This is a genomic window from Streptomyces sp. NPDC030165, assembly GCF_055573595.1.
The window spans coordinates 165,637-187,569 of record NZ_JBVIBD010000013.1 but is presented as its reverse complement, the minus strand read 5'-3'; the positions used below and the strand labels follow the sequence as shown (position 1 = coordinate 187,569).

The 21,933-nt window shown below is 73.4% G+C and carries 17 protein-coding genes and 1 pseudogene; 12 read left to right on the top strand and 6 right to left on the bottom strand.

What is annotated here, in order from left to right:
- Positions 1-31 precede the first annotated feature (31 nt).
- Together ACZ4Z1_RS24610 and ACZ4Z1_RS24605 are read right to left on the bottom strand one after the other, a co-directional pair.
- Positions 32-388, bottom strand: coding sequence for a glyoxalase/bleomycin resistance/extradiol dioxygenase family protein (locus ACZ4Z1_RS24610; protein ID WP_468488764.1), 357 nt, complete (start codon positions 386-388; stop codon positions 32-34).
- 76 nt (positions 389-464) lie between these two features.
- On the bottom strand, positions 465-1,052 hold the full coding sequence (locus tag ACZ4Z1_RS24605) for a TetR/AcrR family transcriptional regulator (protein WP_468488763.1): 588 nt from the start codon (positions 1,050-1,052) through the stop codon (positions 465-467).
- A 97-nt stretch (positions 1,053-1,149) separates the two neighbouring features.
- Between ACZ4Z1_RS24605 and ACZ4Z1_RS24600 the strand changes: the two genes are divergently transcribed.
- Both ACZ4Z1_RS24600 and ACZ4Z1_RS24595 read left to right on the top strand, forming a co-directional pair.
- Positions 1,150-2,604: an amidase gene (locus ACZ4Z1_RS24600; protein ID WP_468488762.1), complete on the top strand. Its 1,455-nt coding sequence runs from the start codon at positions 1,150-1,152 to the stop codon at positions 2,602-2,604.
- 68 nt (positions 2,605-2,672) lie between these two features.
- Entirely contained in the window at positions 2,673-3,278 is a 606-nt protein-coding gene (locus tag ACZ4Z1_RS24595; RefSeq protein ID WP_385234997.1) for a YdbC family protein, read from the top strand.
- Positions 3,279-3,386: 108 nt separating this feature from the next.
- Here the strand turns inward: ACZ4Z1_RS24595 and ACZ4Z1_RS24590 are convergent, their stop codons facing one another.
- Positions 3,387-4,130: a TetR/AcrR family transcriptional regulator gene (locus tag ACZ4Z1_RS24590; protein ID WP_468488831.1), complete on the bottom strand. Its 744-nt coding sequence runs from the start codon at positions 4,128-4,130 to the stop codon at positions 3,387-3,389.
- 73 nt (positions 4,131-4,203) lie between these two features.
- Here ACZ4Z1_RS24590 and ACZ4Z1_RS24585 point away from each other — a divergent pair, with 73 nt between their 5' ends.
- The 5 genes from ACZ4Z1_RS24585 (at position 4,204) to ACZ4Z1_RS24565 (ending at position 9,221) form a co-directional block, all read left to right on the top strand.
- A complete protein-coding gene (locus tag ACZ4Z1_RS24585) occupies positions 4,204-5,823 on the top strand; it encodes an ABC-F family ATP-binding cassette domain-containing protein (protein ID WP_468488761.1) in 1,620 nt (539 codons plus the stop codon).
- A 108-nt stretch (positions 5,824-5,931) separates the two neighbouring features.
- Positions 5,932-6,591 carry a histidine phosphatase family protein gene (locus ACZ4Z1_RS24580; RefSeq protein ID WP_468488760.1) on the top strand — a complete coding sequence of 220 codons (660 nt, stop codon included), beginning with the start codon at positions 5,932-5,934 and terminating at the stop codon, positions 6,589-6,591.
- Positions 6,592-6,602: 11 nt separating this feature from the next.
- Complete coding sequence (locus ACZ4Z1_RS24575) at positions 6,603-7,508, top strand: ADP-ribosylglycohydrolase family protein (RefSeq protein WP_468488759.1); 906 nt, start codon at positions 6,603-6,605, stop codon at positions 7,506-7,508.
- A gap of 288 nt (positions 7,509-7,796) precedes the next feature.
- Positions 7,797-8,498, top strand: coding sequence for a ribonuclease HII (locus tag ACZ4Z1_RS24570; RefSeq protein WP_468488758.1), 702 nt, complete (start codon positions 7,797-7,799; stop codon positions 8,496-8,498).
- Positions 8,499-8,564: 66 nt separating this feature from the next.
- Positions 8,565-9,221, top strand: coding sequence for a hypothetical protein (locus ACZ4Z1_RS24565; protein WP_468488757.1), 657 nt, complete (start codon positions 8,565-8,567; stop codon positions 9,219-9,221).
- 360 nt (positions 9,222-9,581) lie between these two features.
- On the opposite strand, the pseudogene ACZ4Z1_RS24560 reads toward ACZ4Z1_RS24565, so the two are convergent.
- The 3 genes and pseudogenes from ACZ4Z1_RS24560 to ACZ4Z1_RS24550 form a co-directional block, all read right to left on the bottom strand.
- Positions 9,582-10,199: pseudogene (locus ACZ4Z1_RS24560) on the bottom strand (hypothetical protein); the annotation flags it as partial.
- 234 nt (positions 10,200-10,433) lie between these two features.
- A complete protein-coding gene (locus ACZ4Z1_RS24555) occupies positions 10,434-12,599 on the bottom strand; it encodes a RecQ family ATP-dependent DNA helicase (protein WP_468488756.1) in 2,166 nt (721 codons plus the stop codon).
- A gap of 66 nt (positions 12,600-12,665) precedes the next feature.
- Entirely contained in the window at positions 12,666-12,962 is a 297-nt protein-coding gene (locus ACZ4Z1_RS24550; RefSeq protein ID WP_468488755.1) for a hypothetical protein, read from the bottom strand.
- A 138-nt stretch (positions 12,963-13,100) separates the two neighbouring features.
- Between ACZ4Z1_RS24550 and ACZ4Z1_RS24545 the strand changes: the two genes are divergently transcribed.
- The 5 genes from ACZ4Z1_RS24545 (at position 13,101) to ACZ4Z1_RS24525 (ending at position 21,393) form a co-directional block, all read left to right on the top strand.
- On the top strand, positions 13,101-14,600 hold the full coding sequence (locus tag ACZ4Z1_RS24545) for a DUF4192 domain-containing protein (protein ID WP_468488754.1): 1,500 nt from the start codon (positions 13,101-13,103) through the stop codon (positions 14,598-14,600).
- A gap of 215 nt (positions 14,601-14,815) precedes the next feature.
- Positions 14,816-16,798: a glycogen debranching N-terminal domain-containing protein gene (locus ACZ4Z1_RS24540; protein ID WP_468488753.1), complete on the top strand. Its 1,983-nt coding sequence runs from the start codon at positions 14,816-14,818 to the stop codon at positions 16,796-16,798.
- 48 nt (positions 16,799-16,846) lie between these two features.
- Positions 16,847-17,611 carry an NUDIX hydrolase gene (locus ACZ4Z1_RS24535; protein ID WP_468488752.1) on the top strand — a complete coding sequence of 255 codons (765 nt, stop codon included), beginning with the start codon at positions 16,847-16,849 and terminating at the stop codon, positions 17,609-17,611.
- A gap of 287 nt (positions 17,612-17,898) precedes the next feature.
- Complete coding sequence (locus ACZ4Z1_RS24530) at positions 17,899-20,268, top strand: ABC transporter ATP-binding protein (RefSeq protein WP_468488751.1); 2,370 nt, start codon at positions 17,899-17,901, stop codon at positions 20,266-20,268.
- Between the two features lie 192 nt (positions 20,269-20,460).
- Positions 20,461-21,393: a FadR/GntR family transcriptional regulator gene (locus tag ACZ4Z1_RS24525; RefSeq protein ID WP_468488830.1), complete on the top strand. Its 933-nt coding sequence runs from the start codon at positions 20,461-20,463 to the stop codon at positions 21,391-21,393.
- The last annotated feature ends 540 nt before the right edge of the window (positions 21,394-21,933 follow it).

Genomic DNA, 21,933 nt, shown 5'->3' with positions numbered 1-21,933 from the left:
GACTGGTACGCGTACTGCTCCTCCGACGTTTTCAGTACGACTGGAGTTCCATCAGTCCCCCGTCCGGGGTATGAGGGTGGGGCGTACGCAGGTTGAGGTCCAGGTCAGGGCGGTCCTGCGGCTGCGCCGCGATCTTGGCGCCGTGGGCGGCAAGTTGACGAGTGGCGTCGTCCACCCCAGGCATGCGCAGTGCCGGCAAGGTCGCGTCCTGGCCCGTCGGCCGGGGCGGCAGCGTGTCCGTGCCGACGGTCTGCGTCATGGTCGTGCGCGACTGGAGTGTCAGTAGGGCCTGGCCGCTGAGGTCCCGATCGGAGTACCTCGCCTGCGTGATGGCCTTGAGGGGCTCGATGCCCAGAGGGATGCTCAGGGAGCCTTCCCGGTAGCGCACGGCGGTTGCAGCGCTCCACGAGGAGGCGGGGAGGGGGAGCGTCCTTGACCGGGAGCCTGCTCACGGGCCGGCGCGGTCAGGTGGCCAGGTCGCCCCAGAGGCGCGCCAAGTGGCTGTCCAGGGCGTCGAGCGCCGCTTCCGGAGAGAGGTGACCGATCAGGGCATGGGTGGTCAGGCCGTCGGTGAGGGCCAGCAGGGTGCGCGCCTCGCGCTCCGCGTCGGGCGACGCGGTGGCCTCGGTGATCAGGCGCGTGAACAGGCCGTGCAGGTCGGCGTAGTTGCGACGCAGGATCTCGGCGAGCGCGGGGCTGACCGCGGCCTGGGCGACGAAGGCGAGCCAGACGCGTGCCTCGGCCCGGTGCTCGGGGTGCAGCAGGGAGATTTCGGTGGTCGCGTGCCCGAGTGCCGTACGGGCCGACTGCGCGGGGGACTCGGTGAGCCGCGCCACCACCCGCGCGGAGATCCGCGCGCCGATGTGGCCGAGCGCGAAGACCAGCATCTCCTCCTTGGTGCGGAAGCAGCGCTGGACCGCCCCCATGGACACGTCGGCGCGCGCCGCCACGTCCCGCAGGGTGACGCCCTCCAGGCCGTGCTCGTCGGCGAGACGGCAGACGGCCTCGGCGATCTGCCGGCGGCGGCTCTCGTGGTCCACCTGCTTGGGCATGCGGCGCTCCCGGTAATGCGATGCGTGTGTATCGATGACAAGGGTACGATGTGATGCACTTGCATCGGAACGTGTGGGCGGTGGGCCCGCACCCGTCATGGGGCATCTGAAGACGAAGGAGTACGAAGTGGGAGCGCAGCAGGCGCTGTGGAAGCTGTCGGCCGGGGCCCAGGCGGCCGCCGTACGGAGCGGAGAGGTCACCGCCGTCGAGGTGGTCGAGCACCACCTGGAACGGATCGCCGAGGTCAACCCGGCCGTCAACGCCGTCACCCAGCTCCTCGCGGACCGGGCGCGCGCGGACGCGGCAGCGGTGGACCAGCGCCGCGCCGCGGGCGAGGACCCGGGGCCGCTCGCCGGTGTGCCCTTCACGGTCAAGGAGACCACCGCCATCGAGGGCGTACCGACGACGTACGGCGCGGAACGCTTCCGTCACCATGTCGCCCACTCCGATGCGCCCCCGGTGGCGCGCTTGCGTGCCGCGGGCGCCGTGCCGATCGGCCACAGCAACATGCCCACGCTCATCCTCGCGGGCATCCACACCCGCAGCGAGCTGTACGGGGACACCGCCAACCCCTGGGCGCCGGACGTGACGCCGGGCGGGAGCAGCGGTGGCGACGGGGCTGCGGTGGCCAGCGGCATGGCCGCCATCGGGCTGGGCAACGACTCCGGCGGATCGGTGCGGTTGCCGGCGTCCTTCTGTGGCGTGGCGGGCCTCAAGCCCACCTACGGGCGCTTCCCCGCCGACCACCGTCTCGGTCCGGAGGATCCGGCGCTGGCCACTCAGGTGCTGGTGGTCGACGGGCCGATGGCTCGTACGGTCGGTGACCTGCGTCTGGCCTACGAGGCGCTCGCGGGTACGGATCCGCGGGACCCGAGGGCTGTGCCGGTACCCCTGTACGGTGCGCAGGCGCCGCGGCCGACGAAGGTCGCCATGGTCACCGACCCGGGCGGCAAAGGCGTGCACCCCTCGGTCCGTAAGGCCGTCGAAGACGCCGCTGACGCGCTGCGCGACGCCGGGTACGAGGTGTGCGAAGTCCCGGACGTACCGCGCCTGGACGAGGCGCTGGAGGTGTACGGCCGTATGACGCTGGCCGAATTCGCCCCTACCTGGCCCGTGGTGCGGAACTTCCTGGGCAAGGAAGGGCATCGCTACATCGAGATGTCGATGGAGGCGCGCGACGCCGTACCGGTGGACGTGCCGGAATACCTGCGACTGACAGGCGCGCGGCTCGGCATCCAGAGGGCGTGGGCCGAATTCCTGGACACCTACCCGCTGGTGCTGGGCCCCGTCTTCACCGAGCCGCCCTTCGAACCGGGGCTGGAGGTGCGCGACCAGGAGGGACACGCGCGCGTCCAGCGGGCGATGCGCCTGTGCACGGCCACGAGCTTCGTGGGCGTACCGGCGGTGGCCGTGCCGACCGGGGTGACGGAGGGGCTCCCGTACGGCGTGCAGCTCATCGGCCGCGCCTACCGGGAGGACCTGTGCCTGGAGGCGGCCGAGGCCGTGGAGCGGAGGCTCGGAGTGATCACTCCCATCGACCCGCGCTCGTAGGGGAGTTCGGTGTGGTGGGAGCGTGACACGCGGTGATGCCGGGCCCCTGCGGGCCGTACGATGGCGCGGTGCTGGTCAAGTGGATTAGATGCACGGTCGTGGACCGCCGGGGGTTCGAGAGGGGGCAGCGGAAATGGGCGGGGCTGCTCGGCGAACCGGGCTTCCGGGGGCAGGGCGGCGGATGGAGCCGGACACGGCCGTCGGTCGCGCATCTGGTCGCCTTCTGGGAGAGCAGGGCGTTCTACGACTCCTTCATGGCGCGCTCGCACGACCGGCTGGCCGCGGCCCAGGTCGGCACGTTCAAGGACTCCCGGGTGCGCCTGTTCGAGTACGAACTCGATGTGAAGGTGGGCTTCCGGCCGGTGTTCGCCGATGCCGACGTGCTGCGGATAGCCCACTGCCAGGTGCGTGCCGACCGGGTCGAGCACTTCATGCTGATGCAGGAGAAGGTGTGGAATCCGGCCATGGCCGGCTCTCCGGGAATGCTGCGCGGGCTGATGGGGCGCGCTCCTGGGGAGGAGTTCCTGATCCTGTCGATGTGGGAGTCGGCGGCCGAGCGGGGGAAATACCGGCCGGAACGGGTGGAGCGGCTCGGCCTCCGCGCGCAGACGGAGGCCGATGTGCGGGCCGTGACGGGCGATGTGGCCGATCTTGAGCCGTCGTGGACAGTGTGACCGGAGCTGGTTCCGTCTGTGCGGGCGGCCTGGGGCACGGGTGTGCGGGTGCCCTTGCGGCGCATTTGCGCGGGCGCCCGGCCGTAGGGGTGGGCGCCCGGCGAACGGCTACGTGGGCGCGTCGATCTCCTTCGGTGCGGCCATGTCGCCACCTGAAGCGGTGGTTGTGCTGCCCCTCGACGGGGTGAAGACTCCGGCGCGGGCGGCTGCCATCGCCGCCGCGGCGGCCTGGTCGGCGATGTGTCCGTCGACCGGTTCGCGGGTGATGAAAAGGCGGAAGAAGAGTGGCGCGCACGCGGCGCGCGCGAGCGCTCCGGGGTCGATGCCGTCCTTCCACGCGGCCGGGAGCTCGCCACGTTCGACCGCGCGCCGCACCAAGGGCTCGCAGCGCTTGAAGCGCTCCCCGTAATAGGCGCTCAGCGCTTCGGCGGCCTGCTGTGACTGGAAGGCGGCCGCGATGATCGCGGATCCGGAGGCCGACGTGGCCGGGTCGGCGAACGACTCCACCACCTCGTGGGCGAGCGCGCGCAGATCGCCTTCCAGCGACCCCGTGTCGGGGGGCGTCCAGCTGTCTTCGCCGGCCAGGTCGAGGGCGTCGGCCAGCAGCCCTTCGAGGCTGCCCCAGCGGCGGTAGAGCGTCGTCTTGTGCACGCCCGAATGCTCCGCGACGTACTCGACGGACAGGCCGGGGTAGCCGTGTTCGACCAGGCCGGCCAGCACGGCGTCGCGGACGGCGGCGCGGGTGCGGGCGGTGCGGCCGCCCGGGCGGCGGGTGCCGGGGCGCGGGGCGGAAGACTCCGGATCCTCAGACAACTGCAACTCCTGTTGCGTTAGTTCGGCGGGGTGTGCCATCATCGGCGTAACGCTACAAGCGTAGCGTTTGAGTTCGGGGTGCGGTGCCGCACCGTCGAGTCAGGGGGCCCGCATGACCACCCAGATCGCGCTGCACGGCGTGTCCAAGTCCTACGGCGACCGGCTCCTGCTGGACGGTGTCTCCCTGTCGGTGCGCCCCGGCGACCGGGTCGGCATCGTGGGGGAGAACGGAGCGGGCAAGTCGACCGTGCTGCGGATCGTGGCGGGCCTGGAGCGGCCGGACGAGGGCCGCGCCGTACTGATCGCCGACGGAGGTATGGGCTACCTGGGCCAGACGCCCGACCTGCCGGCCGACTGCACGGTCGGCCAGGCGGTGGACGCGGCCCTGGCGGAGCTGCGCGACATGGAAGGCCGGCTGCGCACGCTGGAGGCGCGCCTGGGTGCCGGCAGACCGGAGGACGTGGAGGAGTACGGCCGGCTGCTCGGCATCTTCGAGCTGCGCGGTGGCTACGAAGCCGACGCGCGGGTCGACAAGGCGCTGTACGGGCTCGGGTTGCGAGACCTGGAGCGGGACCGGCCCTTCGGCAGCCTCTCCGGCGGGGAGCAGGCCCGGCTGGGGATCGCCTGCCTGATCGCCGCGTCACCGGAGGTGATGCTGCTCGATGAGCCGACCAACCACCTCGACGCGGAGGCGCTGGACTGGCTGGAGGGCGCGTTGACGGCCCACCGCGGCACGATCGTCGCGGTCTCGCACGACCGGCTCTTCCTGCAGCGCGTGGCCGGCACGATCGTCGAGGTCGACGCCGACCGCCGGACCGTCGTCCGGTACGGCGGCGGGTACGGCACGTTCACCGCCGCCAAGACCGCGGCCCGCCGCCGCTGGGAGCAGGAGTACGAGCAGTGGAGCGCCGAGACCGCGCGGCTGACGGAGTTCGCGGCGGGCGCCGCCCATGCCGTTGCCCAGGGTCGGGCGATCAAGGACAACAACAAGATGGCGTACGACCGGGCCGGCGGCCGCGTCCAGGCTTCGGTGGCCGGCCGGGTGCGCAATGCCCAGGAGCGGCTCCGCCGGTTGAGTGCGGCCCCGGTGCCCAAGCCGCCGGAGCCCCTCCGCTTCCGCGCCGGGCCGACGGCCGGGGACACCGAGGGCACGCTCGTCGAGCTGGACGGCGTACGCGTGGGGGACCGGCTGGCCGTGGACGCACTGACCGTCGCCGCGGGGGAGCGGCTGCTGGTCCACGGAGCCAACGGCGCGGGGAAGAGCACGCTGCTGCGGGTGCTGGCGGGGGTGCAGCAGCCCGATGCGGGCACGGTCGTGCGGCGGGGACGCATCGGCTACCTGGCTCAGGAGGTACCGGTGTCCCGGCCCCGGGAGCGGCTGCTGTCGGCCTTCTGCCGCGGCCTCTCCGGGGGCCAGGAAGAGCTGGCCGGACTTCTGCTGTCGTTCGGACTGTTCCGGGAAGGTGACTTGCGGGTACCGGTGGGAGCCCTCTCGGCGGGGCAGCGGCGCCGACTGGCCCTGGCCCGCCTGCTGGCCCGTCCAGCCGATCTCCTGCTTCTGGACGAGCCGACCAATCACCTGGCGCTCGGCCTGGTGGAGGAGCTGGACGCGGCGCTCGCCGTCTGGCCGGGCGCTCTGGTCGTCGTCTCGCACGACCGGCTGCTCGGCCGTCGTTTCGGCGGCCGCCGGTACGAGATACGGGCCGGGCGGCCGATGTGCGAGGTCCGGTGACCGAGGGCGAGGACGGGGTGAGCGGGCTGCGACGGTGCGGCTGTCCCGGTGAGGACGGGGTACCGGGAGCATGAGGCATGTACAGAGCAACCGTTTTAGGGTGGCGGCATGGCACGGCCCCGACGCATCGTCCTCATCCGGCACGGAGAATCGGAGGGGAACACCGACGACACGGTCTACGAGCGGGAGCCCGACCACGCGCTGAGCCTCACGAAGGACGGGCTGCGGCAGGCGGAGGAGGCCGGCGGCTCGCTGCGCGCGATGTTCGGCGACGAGGGCATCTCCGCGTACGTGTCGCCGTACCGCCGCACGCACCAGACCTTCCAGGCGCTCGGTCTCGACATGGACCGGGTCCGGGTCCGTGAGGAGCCGCGGCTGCGTGAGCAGGACTGGGGCAACTGGCAGGACCGCGAGGACGTACGCCTGCAGAAGGTCTACCGCGACGCCTACGGCCACTTCTTCTACCGTTTCGCGCAGGGGGAGTCCGGCGCCGACGTGTACGACCGCGTCGGCGCGTTCCTGGAGAGCCTGTGGCGCAGCTTCGAGAGCCCGGACCACCCGCCCAATGTCCTGATCGTCACGCACGGCCTGACCATGCGGCTCTTCTGCATGCGGTGGTTCCACTGGACCGTGGCGGAGTTCGAGTGTCTGTCCAATCCGGGGAACGCGGAGTGGCGCTCACTGCTCCTGGGCCCGGACAGCCGGTACACGCTGGACCGGCCGTTCGAGCGCTGGTGTGAACCGGAGTCGTACGGCATCACCGGTTAGAGTGCACACCGATGAGCGCCGACCACCGTGACGCAGACCGCTTCGAGCGGGCTCTCAGCAGCCTGCGCGGACTTTCCCTGGGCGATGCCCTCGGCTCCCAGTTCTTCGTTCCCGCCAACTACCCCCACCTCAAGCGCCGCGAGCTGCCGCCGTCGCCGTGGCAGTGGACCGACGACACGGAGATGGCCTGTTCGGTCGTCGCCGTGCTCGCGGACCACGGCCGCATCGACCAGGACGCACTCGCCCGGTCCTTCGCCGATCACCACGACTTCGACCGGGGCTACGGTCCGGCGGTCAACCGTATGCTCCGGCTGATCCGGGAGGGTGGCGACTGGCGCGAGCTGGCCTCGGCGCTCTTCAACGGCCAGGGCTCCTGGGGCAACGGCGCGGCCATGCGCATCGCCCCGCTCGGCGCCTGGTACGCGGACGACCCCGAGCAGGCGACGCACCAGGCCGAGATCTCGGCCTACACCACCCACCAGCACCGCGAAGCGGTGGTCGGAGCCATGGCGGTGGCCGCCGCGGCCGCGCTGGCCGCCGCCCCCGGCCGTACGGGCGGCCCCGAGGCGCTGCTGGACGACGTGCTGGCGCTGATCCCGCGCAGCGCCGTACAGGCAGGTCTGCGGCGGGCCCGGGACATGCTCGACTACGGCAACGCCGGCACGGTCGCCGCGGTCCTGGGCTGCGGTCGCCGGACCAGCGCCCACGACACCGTCCCGTTCACGCTGTGGGCCGCCGCGCGCCACCTCGGCGACTTCGAGCAGGCGCTCTGGGTCACGGCCCAGGCAGGCGGTGACGTGGACACGACGTGCGCCATCGTCGGCGGAATCGTCGCGGCAGGGGGCGCCGCGCCGCCCCAGGACTGGCTGGACCGCACGGAACCGCTCCCGGGCTGGATGCCGAAGCTCTCCGGCTGAGCCGTAGTGGGGGCAATGGAGAAGGCACCGGTCGGAGGGCGGGGCCGGGAGAGCGGGGCGGAGGCCCAAGAACGCTCTTCGAGCGCGTAGTTGATCTATCCCCCCAGGGGGAGGGGGGCTGGCCGCGCCGGGCTTCCGCCCCTAGAAGTGCCTGATCGTAAACCCGCTGGTCAGTCCTCCGCGCCATCGCCCCCAGGGGCGTCGGCGATGATCGGCTCCGGGGGTGGGGCGCTCAGGCGGTACCCGGTGCACACGACCACCACGATTAGGCGTACGCTTGCTGGCGCCATGCCGTACGAGCCCCCAACCCACACCGTCGAGCGATCGCTTCGCGCCACCACGGGCGCCAAGATCATCGCTGGGGTGGACGAAGTCGGGCGCGGCGCCTGGGCCGGTCCGGTCAGCGTCTGCGCAGCCGTCACCGGACTGCGCCGCCCGCCGGACGGACTCACCGATTCCAAGCTGCTGACACCCAAGCGACGCACCGAACTCGCCGAAGTGCTCGACGGCTGGGTCACGGCGCACGCCCTGGGGCACGCCTCTCCGGAGGAGATCGACGACCTGGGCATGACCGCGGCGCTGCGGCTCGCGGCCGTACGCGCCCTGGAAGCGCTGCCGGTCCGTCCGGACGCGGTCATCCTCGACGGCAAGCACGACTACCTCGGTGGCCCCTGGAAGGTCCGTACGGTCATCAAGGGCGACCAGTCCTGCATCGCGGTGGCCGCGGCGTCCGTGCTCGCCAAGGTCCGCCGTGACGCGATGATGGGTGAACTGGCCGGCGTGCACGCCGACTTCGCCTTCGCGGAGAACGCCGGTTACCCGTCGCCCGCGCACCGTACGGCGCTCGAGGAGTACGGCCCCACGGCGTACCACCGGGTGTCGTGGTCCTACATGGACGCCCTGCCCCGCTGGCGCTACCTGAAGAAGGTGCGCAGCACCCCCGAAGCAGCCGCTCTGGAGGCCGGTGGCCAACTCGGCTTCGACTTCTGAGCGGTGCGGGCATGAATTCGGTACCCGATGACATGTTCCGCACCTACGTTTGATAGACATCCTTTTATGCCTCTCATCCCCGAGGAGCCTCAGATTCACGAGAGTGTCCCGGGTCCCCGCGCAACTCCGGCCGCCGGCCGCACCGCGTCGACCCCCCGTCCTGTTCCTGGCCCCGGTCCCCGCCCCGCGCCTCCGCGCGGCGCCCCCGCGGCCAGCGCCCGCCCCGGCAAGCCCGGACCCGCCACGCCGTCCCGCGGGCCGGCCGGCGCTCCTCCGGCGCAGCGCCCGGGCCCCAAGCAGCCCACCGCGACCGCCGGTGCCGCCGGCGCCGCTCCCGGAACGCAGATCCAGCTGATCCCGGCCTCGCAGTCCGGCGCGCTCGACGCCGCCGAGGAGGCCGTCGACCTGTTGCTGGACTCCGGGCGCGCGCCGGGCGACATCCTGGTGCTCACCACCGGTGAGATGCACCCGTGGGCCGCCCACGAACTGTCCTTCGGCGAAGCGGCCTACTGGGCGCAGCAGGACGCCGCGGACGACGTGTTCTATGCGGACGCCACCGCCGAGCGTGCGACCGGACGGCCCGTCGTGGTCGTCGCGGTCAACGGTGGCACCGAGCAGACCGTCGCCCGGGCCCTGCCCGCCGCGATGACCCGGGCCGGTGCGCTCCTGGTCGTCTGCGGTGACCCGCAGCGGATCAACGCCCTGCTGGGCGTCAACGCCTGACGGGCGCTGTCAGGGGGGCCCGGCGGCCACGGGCCGTCCGGGCGTCTCGCGCCGGGCACCCGCGGACCGTCAGTGGGCCGCGGCCCGTCGTCGCGCTTCCCGTGTGCCGGCCGTGCCGCGTCGCGGTGCGCGTCGTCCGTCGTCGTACGGCGGTTCCGAAGGGGACCGCGGTCCCTCGGCGTACGGCTGCGGGGTCGGCGTACGCGTCCGTTCCACGGAGCGGGACCGCTCCGCCGGAGCGAGCCGTTCCGGCGAGCCGGGCGGTGGCGGTGATCCGGACCGCTGCGCTTCGCCGGTGTGCTCGGACATCCCGGGCAGTGCGGCGCCCTCGGCCTGCCCCGAGGCCCCTGGCGGGGCCTGTCCTGCCGCTTCTCGCCGCTCGGCCGGCCCGGACTGTTCCGGTACATAGCGGTGCGGCGGTCGTTCCGTACCGCGAGGGCGATCGGGGCGCGTGGCAGAGCGCGGCCGCCGGCCGCCGCGGCCTTCGCCCAGTACCTGCCAGCCGCTGCGGGTCAGCGTGATGTACGCGCCGCAGCGCAGTCCGTGCAAGGTGCACGCGTCGCGCAGTCCCCACATCCAGGCGCCGTCCGCCTCCGTCCAACGCGGGTCGCCCTCACGGCAGTAGAGCAGGACGGCCGTGCGAACCGGCACCCGCAGCCGCAGGTCGTGCGGGACGACCCGGCGCAGCTGGGCCAGGAGCGCGTTGCGAAACTCCCAGCCGTCCGGCGCCGAGGCGTGCTGGACGAACGACGCACTGGCGACGATGCGTTCCTCCGGGCCGAGCACCGCCACGACGGCCGTCGAGAGCCCGGGCAGATGACGGTCGTGCAGGCCGGTGACGACCTCACGCGGGTTGCGCAGCAGGGGAATACCGGCCGACGCCCACTCGGAAGGCTCCAGCATGCGGCTCAGCCGGGCGGCGGAATCGGCGGACGTGGGCAGGGAAACGTCCGGGGGCTGGGCGAAGCCGAAGGTCACGGTCCTCCCTTCGTCTGCGCGTCCGCACTCCGGACGGCGGTCGGCCGTGCGGGCACGGTTCGGTACCGCCGTACCGGGCCGCGGACGACGGGTACGGGGAAGCGAGGGTCCAATTCTTACGTTCGTACAGACATGCGGCAATGAACTCGGCGCGCGCAAAGCCGGAATCGGGCGAGCGCCTGCTGTATTCATGCCCGCCGCACCGGCCCCTGACGCCCGACCACCCCCTTCACCTCACCCTTGTACGGCAAGGACCAGCGGAAACACTCCGGAGGCTCCCGCCTTGCGCAGCAGCCGAGCGGCCACGGCCAACGTCCAGCCGGTGTCCGCGTAATCGTCCACCAGCAACACCGGCCCGCCCGCCGACGCCAGAGCCTGCGCCAACTCCGGCGGCACACTCAACGCCCCGTGCAGCGCCCGCAGTCGCTGCGCGCTGTTGCTGCGCGGAATCCGGGGGTCCGGCCCGTTCTCCCCGTACGTCACCGTCCCCAGGAACGGCATCCGCCCGACGGCGGCGATGCGCTCTCCCAGGGAACGCACCAGCTGCGGACGGGTACGGGAGTCGAGCGTCACGACCCCCACCGGACGCGCCGGGGCGTCCGGAGCCCCCGAGGCCCAGCCGCCGGGACCCTTCGCCCAGTCGGCGAGCACCGTCACCACCGCGGACGCGACATCGTCCGGAACCGGCCCGTCGGGAGCCTGCGCGGTGAGCATCGGGCGCAGCCGGTTGCCCCACCCGATGTCGGACAGCCGGCCCAGCGCGCGCCCGGTGGCCGCCTGCTCACCCGCCGGGATGCGGCCCTTGAGATCGACACCGATGGCGGGCAGCCCCGTCGGCCACATCCGCCGCGGCTCGACCTCCACGCCAGGCCGCCCCAGCTCGCCGCGCGCCGCGTCCAGCGAGGCGGTGGACACCTCCGCCGTGAAACGCGCCCCCGCGCAGTTGTCGCAGCGCCCGCACGGCGCCGCGGCCTCGTCGTCCAACTGCCGTCGCAGGAACTCCATCCGGCAGCCCGTGGTCGTGGCGTAGTCCCGCATGGCCTGCTGCTCGGCCTCGCGCTGCCGCGCCACCCAGGCGTAACGCTCGGCGTCGTACGTCCACGGACGGCCGGTCGCGGTCCACCCGCCCTTGACGCGGTGCACCGCACCGTCCACGTCGAGCACCTTCAGCATGGTCTCCAGACGCGAACGGCGCAGCTCCACCAGAGGCTCCAGGGCCGGCAGTGACAGCGGCCGGTCCGAGCCCGCCAGGACGTCCAGCGTCCGGCGCACCTGCTCCTCGGGCGGGAACGCCAGCGAAGCGAAGTACTTCCAGATCGCCTCGTCCTCGCGGCCGGGCAGCAGCAGCACCTCGGCGTGCTCGACACCGCGCCCGGCCCGGCCGACCTGCTGGTAATAGGCGATGGGCGAGGACGGCGAACCGAGGTGCACCACGAACCCGAGGTCGGGCTTGTCGAAGCCCATACCCAGCGCGGAGGTGGCGACCAGCGCCTTGACGCGGTTGCCGAGCAGGTCGTCCTCGGCCTGCTGGCGGTCCGCGTTCTCGGTCTTCCCCGTGTACGAGGCGACCGTGTGGCCGCGTTGCCGCAGGAAGGCGGTGACCTCCTCGGCCGCGGCGACCGTCAGCGTGTAGATGATCCCGGACCCCGGCAGCTCGTGCAGATGGTCGGCCAGCCAGGCCAGCCGGTGCGCGGCATCCGGCAGGGGGAGCACACCAAGGCTCAGGCTCTCCCGGTCCAGCGGACCCCGCAGGACGAGTGCCTCGGCGGCCCCCTCGCCCGTCCCCAGCTGCTCCGCCACGTCGGCCGTGACCCGCGCGTTGGCGGTCGCCGTGGTGGCGAGCACGGGCACGCCGGGCGGGAGGTCGGCGAGCATCGTGCGCAGCCTCCGGTAGTCGGGCCGGAAGTCGTGGCCCCAGTCGGAGATGCAGTGCGCCTCGTCGACCACCAGCAGGCCGGTGGCGGCGGCCAGCTTGGGGAGCACCTGGTCGCGGAAGTCGGGGTTGTTGAGACGCTCCGGCGACACGAGCAGGACGTCGACCTCGCCCGCCGCCACCTCGGCCTGGATCGTGTCCCAGTCCTCGGTGTTGGACGAGTTGATCGTGCGCGCGCGGATTCCGGCCCGGGCCGCCGCCTCGACCTGGTTGCGCATCAGCGCGAGCAGCGGCGAGACGATCACGGTCGGTCCGCTGCCGCGCTCGCGCAGCAGCGCGGTCGCGACGAAGTAGACCGCCGACTTGCCCCAGCCCGTGCGCTGCACCACCAGCGCACGGCGGTGCTCGGCGACCAGCGCCTCGATCGCCCGCCACTGGTCCTCGCGCAGCCGGGCCGTACCGCCGGGGTCCCCGACGAGGCGGGAGAGGACGGCATCGGCCGAGGCGCGCAGGTCTTCGTTGCTCATGGCTCCATGCAACCCGATGCCACTGACAACGCGCGAACCGCCGCCCGATGCTGTGGACAACTTCCGTCACCCGCGAGTTATCCACAGGGGTCGCGGCGGCGTGGCGTTCCGCGGGATCTTCGAGCCATGAACCAGCACAGCGAAACGCCCAGCCAGCCTGAACAGCCCGACCGCCTGGGTCGGTCCGATCGGCCCCGTCGGCCCGGTCAGCCGGATCGGAACGACCGACCGGATCGGAGCGATCAGCCGGACCGGAGCGATCAGCCGGATCGGACCGATCAGTCCGACCGGGCAGATCAGCTCGATCGACTCGGTCAGTCCGTCCAGGATGACCGACTCAGCCGACCCGGCCATTCCGGCCATTCCGGTCGCTCCGACCAGGTCGGCCAGTCCGGCCAGTCCGGCCAGTCCGGCCAGTCCGAGCAGCCCGAGCAGCCCGACCTGCCGGGCTGTCCCACGAGGCTCGACCAGGCCACCAAGACCGACCGAGCGCGCCCGCCCATGCCGCCCATCCCGGCTCCGACCGAAGCCGCGGCCTCAGCTACAGCCGCAGCCGCGGCGAAAGGGACCGAGGGCGACGAGGAGGCCGAAGGGCCCAAGGTCACCCTGCGCGGGCCGGCCGAGCTGGCCGACGCGCTGCCGTATCTGCTCGGGTTCTTCCCGGACGACAGCATCGTCCTCGTCGGCCTGCACGGCGAGCGGGGGCGCTTCGGCAGCCGGGCCCGCCTCGGCATCCCGACCGACCGGTCCCAGTGGGCGTACGTGTCCGACCAGCTCGCGGGCTCGCTCGTGACGCTCGGCGAGGAACGCCGCTCCCGCCCCGAAGGGATCATCGTCTATCTCTGTCAGGAACCGGCGACGGGAGAGAGCGGCTGGGAGGTGAAGGAGCGCCTCCGCCCGCTCGCGCAGCGGCTGCGCACCGCCTGCGGGGCGCTGGACGTCCCGGTGCTCGACGCCTTGTGCATCTCCGACGGCCGCTTCTGGTCCTACTGCTGTCCCGACTTCCGCTGCTGTCCCGCCGAGGGCACGCCCCTGACCCCGCCGGGTACGTCGGTGATGGCCGCTGCCGCTGCCTACGCCGGCATCCAAGTGCGCGGGTCATTGCGTGAATTGGAATCCCGGCTGGCCGCGTGGACCGGACCGCGCGCGGCGGGGCAGACCAGCGCGTTGGACGCCGAGGCCCACGCGCTCGTCCCGCGCATGATCAAGGAAGGGACGGCGGCGCCCATGCGGGCGGAGACTCTGGCGCGGGCGAGCGACCTGGTCCGCCGGTTCCGCGAGGACCCGCCCACGGGCAGTCGGCGGGCCAGGGACGCCTGCGACGACGCGCTCCTGACCGATGCCGAGGCCGCCCGTCTCATCATCGGGCTCCAGGACCGCGTCGCCCGGGACCGCGCCGCGGAGTGGATGGAGGGGCCCGATGCCGAGCCCTCGCTGCGCCTGTGGCAGGCGCTCTCCCGCCGCTGCGTCGGCGGGTACGCCGAGTACGCCGTGGCGCCGCTCTCGCTGGCGGGCTGGGTCGCCTGGGCGACGGGTGACCAGCCGTCCGCCCGCGTCGCGCTCGGCCGCGCACTGACCCTGGACCCCGAGTGTCTCTTCGCCCAGCTGCTGCACAGCGGCATCAACCAAGGGCTGGACCCGGAAGCGCTGCGCCGCTGCCTGAGGGAGGAGCGGGACGAGCGTGCCGGTGGCGCGCCAGGAGGCGATGTCGTACTGGCGTCCGGGCGTGACTCCGTACCGGTGCTTGTGGACGGTCCTCCGCCCGTGCCCGGCTCCGCCCCGGGGGTGATCCGGTCGGGTGAGACCGGCCGCGGTGGTGGGGTGGAGCGGCCTGCCGCACCGGACGGTCCCGGCAGGCCGGGGCGCCCCGGTGGGAGCGGACGTTGCGGCGGATCGGACCGCCCGGGCGGTCCGCGCGGCAGTACGCGCCCCGGTTCGCGTACGACACCCGGCCGGGGCGGGCGGCGCTCCGCCCGCAACGGTGACCGGAGTCGGCCGTGAGCCCGCTGGTGCGGGGACGCCGGCGTGACCTGGGCGCCGGCCCCGGCGTTCACCTCTGTGGCGCAGTCCGTATGGATCCCAGACCCCAGCAGGGAGCGCAGAGAGTGTCAGGCATGGTCCCCACCGCTCAGCCGGCCCGCCGGGCATCCGGAGATCACCGTTCCGGGGTGCCCCGGCCACCGGAACCGCAGCCTGTCCACGGGACCTTGATCTGCGTGGCCCTTCCGGCCCTCGCCATCTCCTCCGAACAGGGCCAGCTCACCGGCCGGGGTACGGACGGCTTCTACCGCGCGGGGCGCCGCGTCCTGTCCCGCTGCCAGCTGAGCGCGGGCGGCGCCGAACCCGTCATCGTGCAGGGCAGGTTGACCGCGTCGGACCGCGCGCGGTTCGTCGGAACGGTCCGTACGGCTGTCGACCGCGGCCCGGACCCCGAGATCCGCGTGGAACGGCTGCGGTCCGCCGACGGCGTCGAACGGATCACGTTCCACAGCAGCGCGCCGCGCCGGGTGCGGCTGCCGGTGGAGCTGCGACTGGGCACGGACCTCGCCGATCTCGGCGCGATCGCCGTCGGCGTCGCCGGACCCGAACTGCCGGCCAGTGTGCACGGGTCAGGGCTGCGCTGGTCCGCCGGGGGAGCCCATGCCGTGATCGCCGCGTCGCCGGCCCCCACAGATGTCATGGCCTCGGCCGGACTGCTGTGCTGGGAGCTGGACCTGCCGCCCGGTGGCCAGCACACCATCGAGGTGCGGGTCCGCCTGGAGCATGCGACAACGGGGACCTTCGCCGGCAGACCGGGCCCGCCGCTCCCGGCCACCCGCGGCGGTGAGCAGCCGCCTCGCCCGTGGTCGCCGGCGCGGCTCCAGTGCGACGACCCCAGGGCCGACGCGCTGCTGGCGGCCGGGCTCGACGACCTGCACGGCCTCCTGATGCGTGGTCCAGCTGCTCCCACGGACACGTACGTCGCGGGTGGCGTCCCCTGGCGCTGCGGCCTCTCGCCGGCCGAGGCCCTCTGGGCCGCCCGCATGCTGCTGCCCCTGGGGACCCGGCTCGCGGCCAACACCCTGCGTACACTCGCACATGTCCAACTGGCCGGTTCGGGGGCGGATTCCGGCCGAATTCCGGGCGCGCTGCGGGACGCGGGTCCGTACGCACCGCCCAGTTGCACAGGCGTCGAGGCGACGCTGCTGTTCCCCACGGTCCTCGCCGAAGCCCGCCGCTGGGGGCTGCCCGACCGCGAGACCGAGCAATTGCTCCCGGCGGCGGAGAACTGCCTGAGATGGCTGCGTACGGCTGCGAGCGACGGAGACGCGCCCGGTGACGGAGCCCTGAGCGGAGGCAGCGGCTACGTCCCCGATCCGGCGCCGGGAGGGCCGTACCGCTGCGCCACCCAGGCCCACGCACACCGCGCCGCGCTGCTCGGCGCCGACCTCCTCGACGGCTGCGGCAGACCGGGGGCGGCCGCGCTGCGCGAGTGGGCGGCCGGGTTGCGGACGCGGTTCCGTGAAGAGTTCTGGGTGGAGAACCGCAGCGGTGGCAGCCCCGCCGTACTGCGGACCCCGGGCGGTCGCCTGCTGCCGCACTTCGGTTCCGCGGCCGTCCACCTCCTGGACACCGGGCTGCTCGGCGGCGGACGCACAGCCGTCGGCCTGCTCGACCCGGCCCGCACGGAGCGCCTCGCCCGCCTCTTGGGAAGTCCGGCCATGGACTCGGGGTGGGGCCTGCGGGGGCTCGGTGCCAAAGAGGGCGGCTACAACCCCTTCGGCCACCGCAGCGGCGCCGTACGGGTCCACGAGACGGCGGTCGCCGTCGCCGGCCTGGCCGCCGCGGGCCACGAGAAGGAGGCCGCCTCCCTGGTCCGCGGGCTCCTCGACGCCGCGCAGAGCTTCGCCTACCGGCTCCCGGAGATGTACGCGGGCGAGCAGCGCACCCGTGACGGCGCACCCGTGCCGCACCCCGCGGCCTGCCGCCCGGCTGCCGTGGCCGCCGCGGGGGCGGTGCACGCCCTGACCGCCCTGGCCGGGGTGCGCCCCGACGTCCCGGCGGGGACCGTGGCGGTCCGCCCGGTCGGCAGCGCGCCGCTCGGCGCCATGCAGTTCACCGGGCTCAGCGTCGCCGGGCAGCCTTTCGCCGTACGGATCAGCAGGCTCGGTCTCGGCCTGGTCGAGGAGGCCGCGAATGGCTTGCAACTGGGGGCCTGAGATACGCCAGGGCCTGATTATCGTCAGGCGGACGACTATGATCGCGCCATGCCTCCCTACGACCCGTCGGCCTTCCCCCCGTTCGCCGTTACCGTCGACCTGGTCGTGCTCACCGTGCGCAGGCACGCGCTGTGCGCGCTGGCCGTGCGCCGCGGCGAGCCGCCGTTCCAGGGGCGCTGGGCCCTACCGGGCGGGTTCGTACGGGCCGACGAGGACCTGGAGGCGGCCGCCGCCCGGGAGCTGGCCGAGGAGACCGGACTGCACGCCCACTGCCCGGCGGGCCCGCCACCGCCCTACGGCGCGCACCTGGAACAGCTCGCCACGTACGGCGATCCCAAGCGCGACCCCCGTATGCGCGTGGTCAGCGTCGCCCACCTGGTGCTCGCCCCCGACCTGCCCGCCCCGACGGCGGGTGGCGACGCCCACAGTGCGCGCTGGGCCCCGGTCGACACGCTTCTGGACCAGGACGGCGGCCTGGGCCGTGAGGGCGAGCAGGCCGCTCCGCTCGCCTTCGATCACGCCCGGATCCTCGCGGACGGGGTGGAGCGGGCCCGTTCGAAGATCGAGTACTCCTCGCTCGCCACCGCCTTCTGCCCGCAGGAGTTCACCGTCGGGGAATTGCGCAGGGTCTACGAAGCGGTCTGGGGTGTGGCACTGGACCCCCGGAACTTCCACCGCAAGGTCACCGGCACACCGGGCTTTCTGGTCCCCACGGGTGGGACGACGACCCGTCAGGGGGGCCGCCCCGCCCAGTTGTTCAGAGCCGGCGGTGCCACCCTGCTCAATCCGCCGATGCTGCGTCCGGAGGTCTGAGCGACAGGTCGGTGGGCCGCGGGTGCCCGGGGGAGAGGCGCAGGCGCGCGGGGCCTGGCAGCGGTTCGGAACGCCGTAGCGGCGCGGTGGGCAGCGGTCGTTCGGCGGCGGTATGGAGAGTGGGTGGCCCGGCGCCGCGGCGCCGTGGTCGGTGAGGTGTGACACGCGTGGCCCCAACTGCGGGTCATTGCCGACAAAACGGACATATGGGGTTACCGTGACCGCGTGAGTCCCCACCTCCTCCTCCGCACCGCTTCCCCAAGGTCCCGCACCCCGTGGGGGGCGCGATGATCCAGGCCATCGGGCTGACCGGCGGCTCCCGCGAGGGGCGGCGCCCCGCCGTCGACGACCTCAGTTTCGAAGCCCCCGCCGGCCGGATCACCGTCCTGCTCGGCGACGAGGGGGCCGGCAAGACCACCGCTCTGCGGCTCATGCTCCAGTTGGAGAGCGGCCGCGGCGTCGCGCTCTTCCGTGGCCGCCCGCTGCACCGCGTCCCGAACCCGGCTCGCGAGATCGGCGTGGTCTTCGGGGACGTCCCCGGGCACCCCGCCCGTACGGCGCGTGGGCACCTGCGGATGCTCAGCGCCGCCGCGGGGGTTCCGGCGTCCCGCGCGGACGACGTCCTGGACGTGGTCGGTCTCAGCGGCCTCGCCGACGAAAAGCTCGGCGCCTTCTCGCGGGGCATGGACCGCAGGCTCGGTCTGGCCGCCGCTCTCCTCGGCGACCCGCACACCCTCCTCCTCGACGAGCCCTCCCGGGAGGTGTCCCTGCGCGAGGCGGCCTGGCTGCACGGGCTGCTGCAGGGATACGCGGCGCAGGGTGGCACCGTACTGGTCACCTCCAGCGACGCGCGGGCGGCCGCCCGGCTCGGCCACCGGGTGGTCACCGTCGAGGACGGCAGGCTGGTCGCGGACCAGAACGTCGCCGACTTCGCCCGGACCCGGCTGCGCCCGCGCGTCGTCGTCCGTTCCCCGCACGCCGACCGGCTCGCGTCGCTGCTCGTCGACGAGGCACAGCGCGTGCGTCCGGGGGCGGATCCGCACACGGGCCGCGCGGTCGAAGTCGTACGGGAGAGCGGCAGTCGTATCGCTGTCTACGGCAGCAGCTGCGCGGCCGTGGGGGACACGGCGTTCCGGCACGGCATTCTCGTGCACCGTCTCGCCGATGAGGTGGGGGACACCGGCCCGGTCACCCCGCTGCATCGCGCCGACGGTCGTGCCCGTAAACGCGCCGTGTCGGCGGCCGCGGAGCCCGCCACGCCGGATTCGGCCGCATCTGCCGATGCGGCGGCCCCTGTGATCCATGCGGTGAGGGGCGCGTCTGCCGGCTCCGGTACCGGTGTCACCGCCTCCGCCTCCTCCGCCGCCTCCACCGACCCGGAGAGCGGTGATCGAGCGATCCCGGCCCGTCCCCCGCATGTCCTTACAGGGCAACTCGTCGAGCGTGCGTCGTCAGCCGGCCCCACGCCGGCAGCCGACCTCACCGAACTGCTCAACCACGCGGCACCGACCGCCCACACACAGCCCCTCGGCCACACACAGCCCCTCGACCACGCGCTGTCAACGGCCCCCGAGCCCTCGGTAGCCCCCGCTCCATCGTCCGCCCCGTGCAACGGGACGCCTCCCGCGTACGTATTCCCCTCGCCCTCGCCCACTCCACCCGGCCCGGAAGGCGCGACTGAAACTTCCACCCCTGCCTCCCCGTCGACCTCGGACACCTCACCAACAAATCCGGCCTCCCCACCCCCGCCCTCACCCACCCCGACCGTCCCCTCCACCTACAAACCCCTCAAACCCCTCCGCGACTCCCTCCCCCCAGGCTCCCCCGGCCCCGCACCGGCCTCGCCGGAAGACGCGGCCCGGAAGCTCGTCAGTCTGCGCCTGTCCGGTCGTGGCCCGGAATGGCCGCTGCTCTACGAGTTCCGCCGTGCCACGACCGACCCCGCCGGTCCGATCGTCTTCGTGCTCGCGCTGGCGGTGGCCCTGGTCTTCGCGCTGGTGCTGGCCCGGTCCGGCGACAGCTCGCGGGTGCATGTGCTCACCGGCTGGCCGCGTCAACTTCCGTTCCCTCCGGTGGCGCTCGCGGCCGGGCTGATCGGGGCGCTCTCCTTCGGTCAGGAGTTCCGCTACCCGGCGCTCGCCCCCGACCAGGGCACCGTGCCCCGCCGCCTCGGCCTGCTGGCGGCCAAGCTGCTGGTCAGCGGTGCCGCGGCGGCGCTGCTCGCGATCGCTACGCTGCTGCTCGACGGTGTTGCGGTGGGTGGACTGTTCGGTGCCGCGGGCCTGCCTGCCGGGGGCGACGTGAAGATGCTGGCCGTCACTTGGGTGGCCCTCATGGTCGGTTGCGCGTGGGCGGGTGTGCTGGCGGCGGGTGTCTTCCGGTCCACCGCGACGGGGTTGGCCGCGGTCCTGGCTGTGCCGGTGCTCGTTCTGCCCCTCGTACAACGGGCGTCGGCCGCACCGGGTGCCCGGTCCCTGGTCGGGCTCCCCGCGCGGCTGCGTTCGGCGGCGCTGGTGCAGTGGCCGTCCGGGTTCGATCAGGCGGTCGAGGTGGCGCTGCGGCTGGCGGCCCAACCAGTGGGCGGCGCACTGTCGTTGTCGCTCACGGCACTGGTCCTCGCCTATGCCCTGACCGCCCTGCGAAGCCGGTCCCGCTGACCCTTACGGCCCGCTTTCGAGTGCAGTTGGTGCGGCGACGCGTGGGCCCTCCCGTGGGGAGCACCTTTCTTTCCGATAAAGCGTCAATTGGGGAATGATGGGCGATCACCCTTTCGTGTGCTTTTCACCAAAGACCTCAAGGGGTCCCGGGGCGTCGCCGACAAATGATGCGTGAGTACCCTTGCGCACACCATGATGACCGCGGCTCGCCCCGCCGACGCCGGCCTCGCCGGCCCGGGCGAGCTTGACCGCTACTCCTACGCCGCCGCGGGCGCACCCGGCGCCGGCGGTGTCGCCCACGCTCCGGGCGCCGAGCGGGCCGACCGCGTGCCGCCCGTCTGGGACGGGCCCGAGGCGGACATGGCCCGGGCCGGCCGCCGCGCGGCGGGCAACCGCGGCCGCGGGCTGCACGGCCAACTCGTCCAGCAGCTCGGCCAGATGATCGTCTCCGGCGACCTCGGGGCGGACCGTCCGCTCGTGCCCGAGGAGATCGGCCAGCGCTTCGAGGTCTCCCGCACCGTGGTCCGCGAGTCGCTGCGCGTCCTGGAGGCCAAGGGCCTGGTCAGCGCCCGGCCGAACGTGGGCACCCGGGTGCGGCCGGTCAGCGACTGGAATCTGCTCGACCCCGACATCATCGAGTGGCGGGCGTACGGCCCGCAGCGCGACGACCAGCGCCGTGAACTGTCCGAGCTGCGCTGGACCATCGAACCCCTCGCCGCCCGGCTCGCCGCCGGCCACGGCCGCGACGACATCCAGCAGCGTCTCGCCGACATGGTCGAGATCATGGGGCACGCCGCCGCCCAGGGTGACACGCTGACCTTCGGCCGTGCCGACTCCGAGTTCCACGCCCTGCTGCTCCAGCTCGCCGGCAACCGCATGCTGGAGCACCTCTCCGGCATCGTCTCCTCCGCCCTGCACGTCTCGGGCGGCCCGTCCGGCGGCTGCGAGCGCCCCGCGGAGAAGACCGTGGGCCAGCACATGCGGATCGTCGACGCGATCGGCGCCGGCGACGCGGCGGGCGCCGAGGCCGCGATGCGCGCCCTGCTGACCGCCCACGGCGAGACCGGCGGCCAGGGCGCCGGCGGGGCCGGGGACCACACCGTCCCGCCGCCCCGCGAGCACTGAGGAACCGGCGCCGCCGAAGACCCCCCGCCCACCGGAGGCCCGTAACGGCCGGGAGGAACCGGCCGAGGGCGCGAGCCCGTACGGAACGGGAGGCGCCACCGTACGGGACGGAACGTCGAAAAATGTGCGGGCCACCCGGGGCGCGAGGGGTGGACGCCAGGCGCGCAGAGTGCATGGGGGCGCACAGGGCGTGCGGCCGCCGGCGGAGTGCACGGGCGTGGGCGCGGGGCCCGCGGCGGTGCGCCGCCGCGAGTGAGGTGCGCCGTCGTGAGTGAGCGGCGAGCGCAGGCCGATGTACGTCAGGCCGCCGGGCCCGGGAGCGTGATCCGGGCCCGGCGTTTGCTTGGGAGGATTGCGCACCGTAGAGGGGGGAATGTCTCGTTATGTGGTGTGACTCGGGCCACGCAGATTGGGCGTAACGCTCGCCGGGGAGGCGCGATGACTTAAGAGGTGATAGCCGAGGAGGGAATGCGAGCGGCGTTTTCGGCGCTGTTCAACTCCCCGGCTTCCCCTGCGCCGTCGGTCCATCCCCGCCGACGG